Annotated in this window: 15 protein-coding genes and 2 pseudogenes; 14 read left to right on the top strand and 3 right to left on the bottom strand. The window is 58.2% G+C overall.

Translation table 11 applies throughout. The annotated features are described in order from the left end of the window. Both P0D89_RS46450 and P0D89_RS46445 read left to right on the top strand, forming a co-directional pair. Positions 1-1,108, top strand: a 1,108-nt coding sequence (locus tag P0D89_RS46450) for a sensor histidine kinase (protein ID WP_408368878.1), incomplete at its 5' end; no start/stop codon positions are given. 114 nt (positions 1,109-1,222) lie between these two features. After that, positions 1,223-1,357, top strand: coding sequence for a response regulator (locus tag P0D89_RS46445; RefSeq protein WP_408368876.1), 135 nt, complete (start codon positions 1,223-1,225; stop codon positions 1,355-1,357). A 530-nt stretch (positions 1,358-1,887) separates the two neighbouring features. Here the strand turns inward: P0D89_RS46445 and P0D89_RS46440 are convergent. The 3 genes and pseudogenes from P0D89_RS46440 to P0D89_RS46430 form a co-directional block, all read right to left on the bottom strand. Continuing rightward, a pseudogene (locus tag P0D89_RS46440) lies at positions 1,888-2,307 on the bottom strand (IS6 family transposase); the annotation flags it as partial. A 128-nt stretch (positions 2,308-2,435) separates the two neighbouring features. Further along, positions 2,436-3,235: pseudogene (locus P0D89_RS46435) on the bottom strand (transposase); the annotation flags it as partial. A gap of 368 nt (positions 3,236-3,603) precedes the next feature. Further along, positions 3,604-4,374: a FadR/GntR family transcriptional regulator gene (locus P0D89_RS46430; RefSeq protein WP_408368874.1), complete on the bottom strand. Its 771-nt coding sequence runs from the start codon at positions 4,372-4,374 to the stop codon at positions 3,604-3,606. Between the two features lie 257 nt (positions 4,375-4,631). Here P0D89_RS46430 and P0D89_RS46425 point away from each other — a divergent pair, with 257 nt between their 5' ends. The 12 genes from P0D89_RS46425 to pqqE all read left to right on the top strand — a co-directional run bounded on the left by P0D89_RS46425 (position 4,632) and on the right by pqqE (position 13,794). Next, positions 4,632-5,642, top strand: a complete 1,011-nt coding sequence (locus P0D89_RS46425; protein WP_408368872.1) for a 2-keto-3-deoxygluconate permease — start codon at positions 4,632-4,634, stop codon at positions 5,640-5,642. A 23-nt stretch (positions 5,643-5,665) separates the two neighbouring features. Then, the gene (locus P0D89_RS46420; protein WP_408368870.1) at positions 5,666-6,094 is read left to right on the top strand and encodes a GlcG/HbpS family heme-binding protein; all 429 of its coding nucleotides are present in this window, start codon (positions 5,666-5,668) and stop codon (positions 6,092-6,094) included. A 31-nt stretch (positions 6,095-6,125) separates the two neighbouring features. Continuing rightward, complete coding sequence (locus P0D89_RS46415) at positions 6,126-7,103, top strand: 2-hydroxyacid dehydrogenase (RefSeq protein ID WP_408368868.1); 978 nt, start codon at positions 6,126-6,128, stop codon at positions 7,101-7,103. Positions 7,104-7,124: 21 nt separating this feature from the next. Continuing rightward, a complete protein-coding gene (gene glxR / locus P0D89_RS46410) occupies positions 7,125-8,012 on the top strand; it encodes a 2-hydroxy-3-oxopropionate reductase (protein ID WP_408368866.1) in 888 nt (295 codons plus the stop codon). 269 nt (positions 8,013-8,281) lie between these two features. Then, positions 8,282-9,484, top strand: coding sequence for a PQQ-dependent sugar dehydrogenase (locus P0D89_RS46405; RefSeq protein ID WP_408368864.1), 1,203 nt, complete (start codon positions 8,282-8,284; stop codon positions 9,482-9,484). 9 nt (positions 9,485-9,493) lie between these two features. Further along, positions 9,494-9,802 (top strand): c-type cytochrome, encoded by a 309-nt coding sequence (locus P0D89_RS46400; protein ID WP_408368862.1) that lies wholly within the window; start codon positions 9,494-9,496, stop codon positions 9,800-9,802. A gap of 93 nt (positions 9,803-9,895) precedes the next feature. Beyond that, positions 9,896-10,243 (top strand): hypothetical protein, encoded by a 348-nt coding sequence (locus P0D89_RS46395; RefSeq protein ID WP_408368860.1) that lies wholly within the window; start codon positions 9,896-9,898, stop codon positions 10,241-10,243. Positions 10,244-10,465: 222 nt separating this feature from the next. Beyond that, positions 10,466-10,540 carry a pyrroloquinoline quinone precursor peptide PqqA gene (pqqA, locus tag P0D89_RS46390; RefSeq protein ID WP_408368880.1) on the top strand — a complete coding sequence of 25 codons (75 nt, stop codon included), beginning with the start codon at positions 10,466-10,468 and terminating at the stop codon, positions 10,538-10,540. 212 nt (positions 10,541-10,752) lie between these two features. Next, positions 10,753-11,673, top strand: coding sequence for a pyrroloquinoline quinone biosynthesis protein PqqB (gene pqqB / locus P0D89_RS46385; protein ID WP_408368858.1), 921 nt, complete (start codon positions 10,753-10,755; stop codon positions 11,671-11,673). Continuing rightward, complete coding sequence (gene pqqC, locus P0D89_RS46380) at positions 11,670-12,392, top strand: pyrroloquinoline-quinone synthase PqqC (RefSeq protein WP_408378801.1); 723 nt, start codon at positions 11,670-11,672, stop codon at positions 12,390-12,392. The genes pqqB and pqqC overlap by 4 nt, the downstream gene beginning before the upstream one ends. Next, complete coding sequence (gene pqqD / locus P0D89_RS46375; protein WP_408368854.1) at positions 12,389-12,649, top strand: pyrroloquinoline quinone biosynthesis peptide chaperone PqqD; 261 nt, start codon at positions 12,389-12,391, stop codon at positions 12,647-12,649. Before pqqC ends, pqqD begins: the two co-directional genes overlap by 4 nt. Next, on the top strand, positions 12,646-13,794 hold the full coding sequence (pqqE, locus tag P0D89_RS46370; protein ID WP_408368852.1) for a pyrroloquinoline quinone biosynthesis protein PqqE: 1,149 nt from the start codon (positions 12,646-12,648) through the stop codon (positions 13,792-13,794). Before pqqD ends, pqqE begins: the two co-directional genes overlap by 4 nt. The last annotated feature ends 259 nt before the right edge of the window (positions 13,795-14,053 follow it).

The raw sequence follows: 14,053 nt of genomic DNA, 5'->3' as shown, positions 1-14,053 counted from the left end.
TCGTCCATCACATCAGAGCCCCAGCGACGAACCTGGTGAAGTGCGAGTCGAAACTGGTAGCCAGCCGTATGAGAATCTCACGATCAGACTGATCGCATCGGTTTCCTGCGCGGTGATGGCACTGTCGAACTACTGGCCTTCGCGGTTGAGAAAGTATTACATCGACTGTTCATACGTCGTGGTGCTTTATTGTCTGCCGTTTTTTCATATATTCATGTCACTGAAAAATCATGGAAATGTCGTTTTCATTGCCGACAGCTTCATGGCGGTATTTTTTCTTGTGCTGCTGACAGACTGGCGCAACACGATTGTCATGCTGTGTGTGGGTACCGGCCTTGGGGTGGCGCTTTACGTAGCGACAACGGTGCATCCCTCGTTTCCAGCGGATTATGTCGCGAGGTTGCCAACCTTTATTCTGGTAGTGGTCGGCGGAAGTCTGTTCAAGTTTTCGGAACGGCAGTTGCAGGACGCGAAGCTGCGAGGCGCGATGGCGCTTGCAGGTTCGATCGCCCACGAAATGCGCAACCCACTCGGCCGGATTCAGTACAGTCTGGACTTGGCAAGCCGGGCACTGCCCGAGCCCACAACGGACGACGTCGCGCAGACCCTTTCGCGAAAGCAGATCGAAGACCTGTATGCCCAACTGTCACAGGGGCAGCTTGCGGTCCAGCGTGGCTTACAGGTTATCGCAATGAAACTGGAAGAGGTCAATGTCAAAACCATCGATACGAGCAGATTCACGTGCATTCACGCAGCCGAAGTCGTACAGAAAGCGCTCGCTGAATATGCGTACGAGAGGGAAGGAGAGCGAGGCATAGTGACGCTGTCGGTTGTTGAAGATTTCAGTTTCCACGGTGACGAAACGCTGTTCATGTTCGTCCTGTTCAATCTCCTCAAGAATGCTCTCTACTACTTCAAGCCTTATCCAGACATGACGCTCATTGTGACGGTCGATGAGCCGCATGTCTGTGTGACTGATACTGGGCCAGGGATCGCGAAATCGTTGCAGTCACGGCTGTTCGAATCGTTCCAGACGTCAGGCAAGGCGGATGGGCACCTTGCTGGAACTCGAAGGTCACGAGGTAAAGCGGGCACAAAGTGGAGTTGAAGCGCTTTCGATAGTGGAGTCATTCACCCCCGTCATTGCCCTGATTGATATCAGCATGCCCGACATGGCTGTGCGCAACTGCTTCGCCTTCGGGCTCGGTGCTCGCTGACGAAAATGATTGCACTGACCGGCTACACCGAGGCTGCCGGTAAATTTCAGACCGACGAGCGGGTATTTGACTGCCATTTGACCAAGCCGCTGTCGCTCGATGATCTGGCGGATGTCATGCGGCGCACGTGCCGTACTTAGCAGATATGGTGACTTCTTCGAGGCCTGACTATCCTGTCAAGAACACGGTCCAGTAGCGAAGCTCACCGGTGCCATTTCCATGCAGCGCGCCGCTGTCTCAAACTGGCCGATCCGCCGCGATTACTTCCATACTTTGCGAACGGGCACCAGACGCATCTGGTTCGGAGCCAATCTGCCTGGATTGTCGCAATCGGCCCGGGAATCGACGCCTGATTCGTGGCTACGAGATCACACCACTTACAGTTGATTACAAGTGTTCGGGGGTTACCAGCGCGCGCCGTTCATACAATCGAAGCGTTCAGGTGGACTTTGGGAAAGCGAAAATGAAAACAGTGCAATGGATTGCCGCCACCCTCGTGGTGGTTGCCGACACGTTGACTGCGGACGACTGGGTCGCACCGCTGGCTCTGGTGCAAATAGGCGGCCCGGTCGATGTGTTTCGTATAGCTAAGTATATCGTATCGAACCGACAGGACGGCATCCCACACAGCGGGCGCAGCGGTATCTTTGAGGCTTAGCTTCACGAGGTTGAATTGTCCTTTGCGAATGCGATGCATCAAATCAATGCCTGCCAGAATGATCGCGGCGTTCCTGAAGCGTTTGAAGCCGAGCATGACGTTCGTTCTGGACTTGACGTTGCGATGATCCTGCTCGATGAGATTATTAAAATACTTCGAGGTTCGAACCTTCGTATCCTCGGGCAGCAAGCCGTCGGTCTTCATCTCGGGCACGGCGCGGTGCGAGGCTGCATAGCCGTCGAGCGTGATCGTTTCCGGCGGCTGGCCCTGATGTTTGATGGCCTTCCTGAAAAAGGCTTGGGCCGCGGCCACATCGCGCCTGGCGCTGAGCATGAAATCCACGGTTTTCCCCGCCCGATCCACCGCTCGATAAAGGTAGACCCACTTGCCGCGAATCTTCAGGTACGTCTCGTCGACACGCCACGATCGTCCCGTGGGCCACATCGCCCGTGGCAACACCGTCTCGCCGCTGCCTGAAGCGCCGCGGCAACTCTCGCAGGTCAAGTTCGTCTCGAACGGCAAGAACTACGACCTCTTCGATTTTCTTGCGCTCGACCGCGTATCTCGTGTTCGACAATCAGGTGGTGCTTCGCGTCGACGGCGGCCTGTACGGTATAGCCCACCATTCCGGAGCGTCTTCCGCTTGTTGCCATGGACCGTGCGTCGGGATCCGTCATCGATAGCTGTCTGTCCGGTTGCTGCTGTAACTGCCGCTTGACCTGTCCGAGTTCCTGCATCTTCTGGCGCAAGCTGGCGATCTTCTCGTACAGGCGCACGGTCTTCACATCGAAACCTGTCGGACTGGTCCGGTCGGCGGTTCAATCGCATCGAGATATCGCTGAACGCTTTCCTCAATCTGCTGCTGAAGCTTGTCGATCTTGCCTGCCGTCTAGTTCCTGTCACGGCTGTTCGCAGCCTCGAGCTTGCTGCCGTCGATGGCCACCATGTCGCCGGATAACAGCTTCAGCCCGCGACACAATTCGACGAAACCCCGGCATACGTTGCGAATGGCTGGACCGTTGTCGCGACGAAAGTCTGCGATCGTCTTAAAGTCCGGCGCTAGGCGTTCCGTCAGCCACATCATCTCGACGTTGCACTGACATTCGCGTTCCAGACGCCGACTCGATGGTATCTGGTTCAGATAGCCGTAGATATAGATCTTGAGCATTGCGCCCGGATGGTAGGACGGCCGGCCCGTGATTGCGGGTGTGGTGCCGTTGAAACCGAGGGTCGTGAGGTCCAGTTCTCCCACAAAGACGTCTACGATCCTTACTGGGTTATCCTGTCCGATGTAGTCATCGACGCATTCGGGAAGTAGTGCAATCTGCTTGCTGTCATCGCCTTCAACGAATCGCTTCATAAGTCACCCGGCCTCAGTTTTTAGCGGGAGTCGTCCATCACATCACAACCGGCTTAGCTTGGGTGGATTGATGGAGACACAGGTGGCATGCACCTCAGGCGTGTAGAAAAACCGCGCGGCTTGCAACGGCCCACTTTTATAGGAATCGACCTAGCAGTGTGAGTGTTTGTTGCGAGGAAACCCGCATATTTTCCGCTTATCGTGGCGCCGTTGGGTCAACTTTGGTCGGGCGACCGCTCATGCCACAGCACCTGAATTTCACACGTTGCTCGCTTTCTCTTAGGGCCGATACCGCGCATTCCCTGGTCTTCTCCGATACCCAAGCGAGATTGGTACTGGAAAGGACAATTCATATCGTTGCGGCCGACTCAATCCACGGACCCTTTGCGTTTCCGGCGCTTGCTCTGCGTCTTCGCCTCAAGCATGCCCGTGTCCCTATCGCGTCCGGGAATGTCCAGTTCGAGGTGACATGCGGCGCGCTGCAAATGCAGCATTATTGCAGCGCGTGCGCCGCTCGCGTCCCGCGTTTTGATTGCCTCGAACACTGCCAGGTGCTCACTCTGGACCGTTTGCGGCAGAGGCTCATGCGTCAGCGCGTTAAAACGTGCGGCGTGCACAGCGTGGCGCAATTGCAGGTTGAGGTATTTGAGCAAGGTTCCGTAGTACGGATTGTGCGTGGCGACCGCGATGGCCGTGTGAAATTCCAGGTCCAGTTCCACGCCGGCCTCAAGGTCGTGAAGATTCTCGCCCAGCGTCGTGAGAATGCCCGAGAGCCTGGCGAGGTCTTCATCGGTGCGGCGTACTGCCGCCAGCGCGGCCGCGGCCCCTTCCAGGTCAAGCCGCAGTTCGAACACGCTTGAAAGCTCCGAACGGTCGGCACCCATGGTATTTAGGACTCTGAATCCATTGACATCCGTGCGCGCCTTTACGATGCAGCCTGATCCCTGTCGGCTGTCGATTAGACCTTTCGAGCGCAGACGCTCTGTCACTTCCCGTATGACTGCCTGACTGACGCCATACATCTGACCGAGCACCTTCCCCGATGGCAGTTTCGTGCCGACGGGGTAGACGCCGGAAGAAATCGCGTCCTGAAGAAACTCAGCGACCTGCGCGGTCAACGAGGTGACTTTCATCGTCATATCTGCGTCCTTTTTGCTGTTTTCACCCAAGCCGACATTGTGTAAGCCTTCGGTCCCCGAGAAATAATTTACTACGGGTTTCAGGGTTTACCTCAGCCCCTTATTAGTTAAGTCTTCATATAACATGATTAAAAACCAAGTAGACGGACAGTCAACACGGCCCGTTTCAAGCTCGGTCTAAAAATTACAAGCTGTATCGTTTGAGCGAAACATTTGCTGCCCGGGGACGGCCAGACAAGGTTCAGCAGGAGACGACAGTGAGAATCTATCAAGCTGTAAATCGCGTGCCAGGCGGTTTGATGGTTGTGCCGCTTTTCCTCGGCATGTTGTTAAACACGTTCGCACCGAATGCACTGAAGATCGGCGGCTTTACCCAGGCCCTCACCAACGCGGGCTATCCGACGATCTTGGCCATGTATCTCTTTACGGCCGGCACCAAGATGACCTTGCGAGCGGCGCCGAAGATGCTAAAACGCGGGCTCGGCATCCTGTTCGCCAAGGTGGGTATTGCGGTGGCGCTAGCGCTCGGCGTGGCGCATCTTTTCCATGGAAACTTCCTCGGCCTGACAACGCTTGCGTTGCTCGCGGCGATGAACGACACCAACGGCGGCATGTTCCTCGCTCTCACGAGCACGTTTGGTACCAAGGAAGATGCCGGAACGTACGTCGCGCAAAGCATCGAGACGGGTCCCTTCGTTACGATGCTGGTGCTGGTCGGCGCTGGACTCGCTGTGATTCCGTGGCTGACGATGGTCTCGGTGGTCGCTCCGATCGCCGCCGGCGCGATTCTCGGCAATCTTGATGATGAACTGCGCGAGTTCTTCGGAAGACACGAGCCGATCATCGTCCCATTCATGGCCTTCACACTTGGCGAGGGTATCAACCTCAAGGCCATTGCCATCGCGGGCCTGCCCGGCATTCTGCTGGGGATCGCGGTAGTGGTCATCACTGGCCTGGTCTGCATCACGGCCGATCGCTTACTGGGGGGCTCGGGCATCGCTGGCGCGGCTGCGTCGAGCACGGCCGGGAATGCGGCCGGCACGCCGCAGGCTGTGGCGCTCGCCGATCCGTCGTATGCCGCCATTGCGCCCATCGCAACGATCCAGGTCGCTGCGTCCGTGATCGTGACTGCGATCCTCACGCCCATTCTGACCGCGATTGTCCATCGTCGGATCAAGCAGAAGGCGCAAGAACCCGGACGGGCCGCGGTAAGCCAACCTCTAGCGCCGCCCGTCGTGGAAAACCCGCAACCAACTGTAAATCGCTAACCCACACTAACCTTGAGGAACCGATGGCAGTAGTGGAACTGGATCTCGAACTCGCGCAACGTGTTCTCCATCATTGTCTCGCGGAAGCGAAGACACGTTTCGGCAAGCCCGTGTGCGCCGCTGTCTGCGACGCGAACGGGCTTCTCATTGCATTCGCCCGTGCCGACGGCGCGCCGCTGCGCAGCATTGCGCTGTCGCAGCAGAAAGCTTATACGGCCGCGCGCATGGGTGTCACGACCACGGCTTTTCTCGAACGTCTGCGGCGCGAGGACATCGCCATAGGCTATTTCTGCGACGCATTGCTGACCGCGCTTCCGGGCGGCGCACTGCTCGAAGACGGCACGCCGGGCGTGATCGGCGCGCTCGGGATTAGCGGTCTCGCTCCCGCAGAAGATCAACTGCTGGCGGGCGTCGGCACCGGCTTCATTCAGCTGTCGACGCAATCTACCTAACCGCGCCAATCCATATACAGGAGTACTACGAATGGCAAAGTCCAGCATCTACGTCACGCGCATGATCCCACAGCAAACTATCGATACCCTGCGGGAACATTACGACGTGGAGGTCAACCCGCACGACCGGGCGCTCACCAGGGAAGAACTGCTGCAAGCGGTACGCGGACGAAATGCGATCATCAGTCTGCTGACTGACACCATCGACGGCGCCGTGCTCGACGCGGCCGGTGCGCAATGCCGGATCGTCGCGAATTATGCGGTGGGATTCAATAACTTCGATCTCTCTGCGGCGACCACGCGCGGAGTGATCTTGACGAACACGCCTGGCGTGCTGGACGACGCTACCGCGACCCACGCATGGGCCTTGCTGCTAGCAACCGCTCGGCGCATCTCGGAGTCGGAGCGCTATGTTCGCGCGGGCAAATGGCAAGGCTGGGCGCCGATGGCATTCATCGGCCAGGACGTCGACAACATGACGCTCGGCATCGCCGGGCTTGGCCGCATCGGCCAGCGGTTTGCGCGCAAGGCGGCAGCGTTTGACATGAACATCATCTATACCGACGCCAAGCCGAACACGGAATTCGAGCGGCAGTACAACGCGCGTTTCGTCGACAAGGCGACGCTCTTGCGCGAGTCGGACTATCTGTCGCTGCATCTGCCGCTCCTCTCCGAGACGCATCACTACATCGGTGCGGCCGAATTGGCCGCGATGAAGCCGACAGCGGTTCTGATCAATGCGGCGCGGGGACCGCTCGTCGATGAAAAGGCGCTTGTCGCGGCGTTGAGAGAGAAGGTGATCTGGGGCGCGGGTCTCGACGTGTTCGAGGATGAGCCCAAGCTCGCGCCTGGGCTTGCGGAGCTCGATAACGTGGTGATCGTTCCGCATATCGCGTCCGCAACTGCTCAGACACGGCTCGCGATGGGCAAGATTGCCGCTGACAACGTGATCCGCGTCCTCAATGGCGAAGCGCCGCTCAACTGCATCAACCCCCAAGTACTCCAGTAACGGTCAGGCTAAGAGGACATCATGGCAAAGTTAGGGTTTATTGGACCAGGCATCATGGGCGCGCCGATGGCGGAGAACCTGCTGCGCGGCGGTCATCAGTTGTTCGTGCATGGACGCCGTTCCGTGCCTGCGGCGCTGATCGAAGGCGGTGCGACGCAATGCGCGTCGGCGAGGGAAGTGGCCGAACAGTCGGCATTTGTCTTCATCATGGTGCCGGATACGCCCGACGTCGAACAGGTGCTGTTCGCCGAGAACGGCGTGGCGAGCGGCCTCGGCAAAGGCCAGGTCGTGATCGACATGAGTTCGATCTCGCCGATGGCAACAAAGGAGTTCGCGGCGAAGATCAACGCGCTGGGTTCGAAATACCTCGACGCGCCGGTGTCCGGCGGCGAAGTGGGTGCAAAGGCGGGAACACTCACAATCATGGTCGGCGGTCCCAAAGACACGTTCGAAGCGGTAAAGCCCTTCTTCGAATTGATGGGCAAAAACATTACGCTGGTAGGCGAAAACGGCGATGGTCAAACGACCAAAGTGGCCAACCAGATCATCGTTGCGTTGAACATACAGGCCGTGTCGGAAGCCCTGCTATTCGCATCGAAGGCGGGCGCGGACCCTTCCAAGGTGCGGCAGGCGTTGATGGGTGGCTTCGCGGCTTCGAGAATCCTCGAGGTTCACGGTGAACGCATGATCAAGCGCACGTTCGATCCGGGCTTTCGCATCGAACTGCACCAGAAGGATTTGAATCTTGCATTGCAGGGAGCAAGAGCGCTGGGTTTGGCGCTTCCCCACACCGCGTCCGCGCAGGAATTGATGAACACCTGTGCGGCGAACGGTAAAAGCAAACTGGATCACTCGGCTTTGTGCCAGGCTGTGGAACTAATGTCAAATCACCGCATCGCGGAAAAATAAGCGGGTACGACGGGATTCTTTCCGGAGCGTGTGTTTGCGCACATCCGGAGAGCCCGTCCCTACTTCCGAGCGCAAACGTTTCCGTATCACCTGTTTAGCATAACTAAGATATGTCATTTTCTGACGGATACAAAATTCCGGGGGCAGGGATAGCGCTCGCAGCGCGGCCTCCATGGTTCACGGTATGCACGGTGATGCCGTGCGCTCCTGCGGATTCGACGTTGCCTGTTCGAGTTCGCGTCATAACTTTCGAAGAATAGAGGACGCAAATGCATCGAGGCTTCAAGAAAACAATCTTTGCAGCAGGAGTATTGGCCTATGCGGCATCGAGCGGCGTATGGGCGCAAGGCGCACCGCGCACCTTTCCGCAGGATCCGCAGGCTGCGGCAGCGCTACAGCAGAATCTGAAGAACATCAAGATGCCACCCGGATTCAAGATCGAGTTGTATGCCATGGTGCCAGGGGCGCGCTCCATTGCCGTCGACCCGACGACCGGCACCGCGTATATCGGCACGCGCAAGAATGCGGTCTGGGTCTTACATGATGACGGCAACGGCAAGGTGAGCCAAGTCACAGAGTTTTCCCCAGCTTCGGGTTTCAAGGACCCCAACGGCGTCTGCTTTGCACCTGATGGAACCCTGTTCGTCGTCGAACTCAACCGGATCCTGTCGTTCGGCAATCCGGGCAGCGCCGCGCCAATCCAGAAGGAAGTGGTGCCGCAAGGTCAGTTGATCCCAGTCGGTGACGAAGCCTACAACCACGGGGCGCGGGTGTGCCGTGTCGGGCCGAACGGCAAACTGTACGTGGCTGTCGGTCAGCACTACAACGTGTTGCCGCCCGAGAAATACGAAGCCTACTACAAGGAAGGCATGGGCGCGATCGTGCGCTACAACCAGGACGGCAGCGGTCGCGAGATCTACGCGCACGGCATTCGCAATTCAGTTGGGCTCGACTTCAATCCGAAGGACAAGACGCTCTGGTTCACGGACAACCAGACGGACACGCTCGGCGACGACCGTCCGCCCGGCGAACTCAATCGTGCCACCAAGGCGGGCGAGGACTTCGGCTATCCGTTCTACGGCGGAAGCCACGATCGTACCGTCGAGTACCAAAACAAGACGCCACCCGCCGGGGTGATCTTCCCGCAGGTCAACCTGCCTCCGCACGCGGCCGATCTCGGCATGTCGTTTTACGAAGGCTCGTCGTTCCCCAAGAAATATGTGGGCGGAATTTTCGACGCGGAGCACGGCTCGTGGGTCCGCAAACATCCGCTTGGCGCCCGCATCATGTATACGCATTTGAAGAGTGACGGCACGGCCGCGGGCATTGAGGTCTTCGCTTCGGGCTGGCTCACCCCCGATGGCCAATATAAAGGCCGTCCGGTGGACGTAGAGCCGATGAGGGACGGTTCCCTGCTCGTATCGGACGATTTCGCGAGCGCGGTTTACCGCATTTCGTACGTAGGCAAGTAAGGGGTGAGTGTGCGAAAGATTCTTCTGACTTTGACCCTGTCCGCGGTGTCGGCCTGTGCCGCGTCGGGCAGCATGGCGGCCGACCTTGCCGCCGGAAAGACCCGCGCGGCGCAGTGTGCGGCCTGCCACGGACCGGACGGGCACGCTGTCGTTCCGCAGACACCGAATCTGGCGGGACAGGACGACGACTATCTGGCTCAACAACTGAAGGATTTCCGTTCGGGTGCACGGCAAAACGAAACAATGTCGGTAATCGCCAAGCCGCTTAGCGACATGGAGATTGCCAATCTCGCCGCGTACTTCAACAGCCTGAAATAAGTCCATTAGCTCCCGCGTGATTCGCGGGATTCGAGACGCATAAATTACGGCCGGACGCGCAGCGCGCGAGGCCGAAACGAATCGGAGACGACAATGAAGATGAAAGCGACTGCCGTCCGTGCAGGCTGTTGGTCGATCGCTGTACTTTCGATTTCACCGCTGGCCCATGCCGCGGCCGACCCGCATGTCTTTACGCAAACTTGCCCGAATGGGGACAAGATTGCGGTGGATATGAACAAGAAAACCTTGGCGTTTACGCGCGGCTCGCAGACCTACCACGCAATTTACGATGACGGTTATGCCATAAGCTGGGCCGCAAACAACCCACCACTGCCCGCGGGCGTGAAGGCAATGCCGACGGGCGGGCAGATTGGAACGGACGGCGCGTTCTTCGGCGACGGGGACGTGGATGCCAATGTGGTGTGCCCCCGCGACAAATAACCCAAAGCCTGTCTACTAGTCGACGGGTTTTAATGACGCGGTATGCGTTTGTTTTATATTGAAAGCGGATCGCATGATTGGGGAATTGTTTTATCTGAAACTGGTTTTAATTCATTACGCGGGTATTGATATTCTCGCCCCGGAGCGTAGACTAAAGATTCGGACGGCTTTGCTTTCCGAGTAACTGGCTTTTTCCATGACATTCACTAAGGAGTGCTTCTCATGAATTGGACTACCCCATCTTTTACCGACATGCGTCTTGGTTTTGAAATCACAATGTACGTTGCGACGCGTTAATTTAAATTGATGGCCGCTCGGGGCGGCGGGCATGATTACGCCACCTCGGGCAAATTAGTCCAAGAAATGCCGAATTCAATGCTTGTCGTGTCCGCTCACCTGTCGATTAGTAAAGAGGATTTTCTTTTGCGCCAGATTTCGCCCCACGACATGGTCGGGACGACGGCACGAGTTCCCGGCTGGCCCGGTGTCGGAATGATCGAAGGTTTCGAATGAAATTGAAGGTGTTAGGCTCGTCCGCAGGCGGCGGTTTCCCGCAATGGAATTGTAATTGCCGCAATTGCGACGGCGTGCGGCGGGGGACCGTGAACGCGAAGAGACGCACGCAGTCCTCGATTGCCGTGAGCGCGAACGGCGTGGACTGGCTGCTCGTGAATGCGTCGCCGGACCTGCTCGCGCAGATTGCAGCGCATCCCGAATTGCAGCCGGCGCGACGCGCGCGCGACAGCGGCATCGCCGCCGTTTTGACGATGGACGCGCAGATCGATCACGTCACCGGCCTGCTGATGCTGCGCGAACGCGATACCCCACTGCCGCTCTATGTCACAGACTCCGTGTTGCACGACTTAAGTACCGGCTTTCCAGTCCTCTCGATACTTGAACATTATTGCGGTGTCGAGCGGCATCGAATTGCGGTGGATGGATCGTCATTCGCGATTCCCGCGTTGCCAGGCATACGTATTGAAGCGTTGCCGCTCTCGAGCAAAGCACCGCCATATTCGCCGCATCGCGCGGCGCCTCAGCGTGGCGACAACATCGGCCTGACGTTCATCGACGAAGCATCTGGCAAGAAAGCCTTCTATGCCCCCGGCCTTGGCGCGCTCGAACCGCACGTGCTCGAAGCGATGTGCGGTGCGGACCTGCTGCTTGTCGACGGCACGCTCTGGACGCAGAGCGAGATGATCGAGCTAGGACTGTCGAAGAAGACGGGCGCCGACATGGGACATCTCGCGCAAACCGGTCCGGGCGGCATGATCGAAGTGCTCGGTTCGATGAAGCGAACGGGTGTGCGCAAGGTGCTCATCCATATCAACAACACCAATCCGATCCTGATCGAAGACGGCCCCGAGCGACGCATCCTGGACGGGCACGGCATTGAAGTCGCCTTCGACGGTATGGCCTTTGAACTATGAACGCGACTCTGGGGAAGCATGTGACCGAGCAAAAGACTGCGTGGACTCGCGACGAATTTGAAGCGCAGCTTCGCGCCAAGGGCACCGCGTATCACATCCATCATCCGTTCAACGTGAAGATGAACGCCGGTGGCTGCTCGCGCGAGCAGATTCGCGGCTGGGTCGCCAATCGCTTCTACTACCAGATCAACATCCCGCTCAAGGATGCAGCCGTGATGTCGAATTGCCCCGATCGCGAGACGCGCCGGCGCTGGGTGCTGCGTATCCTCGATCACGACGGTTATGGCAACGACGAAGGCGGCATTGAAATCTGGGCTCGCCTGGGAGATGCGGTCGGCCTCTCGCGCGATGAACTCTGGTCGCTGAAACACGTGACACCCGGGGTGAAATTCGCTGTCGACGCCTACATCAACTTCGCGCGCCGCGCGCCATGGCAGGAGGCGGTGTGCTCGTCGCTCACCGAGATCTTCGCGCCGCAGATCCACAAAGACCGTCTTGCGACCTGGCCTTCGTGCTATCCGTGGATCGAAGGCGATGGGCTGAGCTATTTCCGCTCGCGCATATCGCTGGCGCAACGCGACGTCGAGCACGGGCTCGAGGTCACACTCGATTACTTCAAGACCCGCGAGCAGCAGGAACGCGCGCTGGATATCCTACAGTTCAAGCTCGACATCCTGTGGTCGATGCTCGATGCGATCGAAAAGGCGTTTCCCCAATGACTGTGCTCAAGCTCAAACCCATCTTCCGGTTGCAGTGGGAACCGGTGCAGAATGCGCACGTGCTGCTTTACCCCGAAGGCATGGTAAAGCTGAACCAGAGCGCCGGAGAAATCGTCAAGCGTTGCGACGGCACGCGTGACATCGAGACGCTTATTGATGAGCTTAAAAAGGTCTTCGATACGCCCGATCTGGGCGACGAAGTACGTTTGTTCGTCGCGGAAGCCGAGCGGCGCGGCTGGCTGGAGTCACTAACATGAGCGACACCGCTAGGATTGCGCCGCCGCTTTGGCTGCTCGCGGAACTCACGTACCGCTGCCCGCTGCATTGCGCGTTCTGCTACAACCCTGTGAACTACGCCGATCACAACAACGAACTGACCACTGATGAGTGGCTCGGCGTGTTCAGGCAAGCGCGTGCGCTCGGCGCAGCACAACTGGGCTTCTCGGGCGGAGAACCGCTCGTGCGAGATGACCTTGAGGTGCTGGTCGGCGAAGCGCGTAAGCTGGGCTTCTATACGAACCTCATCACCTCAGGCATCGGACTCACGGACAAGCGTCTCGCCAAATTGAAAGAAGCCGGCCTCGATCACATCCAGTTGTCGTTCCAGGATTCCACGAAGGAACTCAACGACTTCCTCAGTAGCACGCGCACCTTCGATCTGAAGAATCGAGTAGCCAGGTCGATTAAGGCGCACGGCTTTCCGATGGTGCTCAACTGCGTGCTGCACCGCTACAACCTGCCGCACCTGGACAAGATCATCGACATGGCGCTCGCGATGGGTGCCGAATACCTTGAACTGGCAAACACGCAGTACTACGGCTGGGCGCACATCAACCGTGCGCAACTGATGCCGACTGCTGAACAGCTGCGCGATGCCGAAGCGGTTGTGGAACGGTATCGCAGCGAGATTGGTGGCCAATGCAAGATCTATTTTGTGATATCGGACTATTTCGAAAAGCGGCCTAAGCGCTGCATGAACGGCTGGGGCGCGGTGTTTCTCGGCGTCGCGCCCGATGGGGCCGCGCTACCGTGCCACACGGCGCGCTCATTACCGGGTCTGACGTTTCCGAACGTGAAGGAAGTGCCGATCGAGGATATCTGGTACGAGAGTGACGCATTCAACCGTTTCCGCGGCGTTGAATGGATGAAGGAGCCGTGCAGGAGTTGCGAGGAGAAGTTGATCGATGGAGGCGGGTGCCGCTGCCAGGCGTATTTGCTGACCGGCGACCCAGCCAACACGGACCCGATCTGCGACAAGTCGCCAATGCACGAGAAGGTGATCAACGTCGTATGGCAGGCCGCATCGAAACGCGGTCCTGACGAGCAGCCGATGATGTTCCGCAATGATGCGAATTCCCGATTGGTCAGCGGGCGGACGACGAAGCAGAAGATGCCGGCCTGAACAGATTCGCGCGCGCAGCCCTACGCGCATTGCCCGCATCCCGACATGTGGTGAAAGACCGATTCGACATCGATCCTCCTGGTGTTCCGTGCGGACTCTGACAACTGGTTGCGGGTTTTTTCAGCGCTGGAATTTGCCTACAAACCGCAGCAAGAAAGGGTTTTCGTAGACACGAGCGAACCGGTTAGAATCCCGTTGCTTTGGTGCTCGAGATGGCGAGACGCCAGCCGCGGCAAGGGATTCCAACGAAACTGACTGT

It is taken from the genome of Paraburkholderia sp. RL18-085-BIA-A (genome assembly GCF_046027075.1).
Taxonomy (GTDB): Bacteria; Pseudomonadota; Gammaproteobacteria; order Burkholderiales; family Burkholderiaceae; genus Paraburkholderia.
Note: the sequence above shows the minus strand (reverse complement) of the source record. Positions and strands in the feature narration are given on the sequence as shown.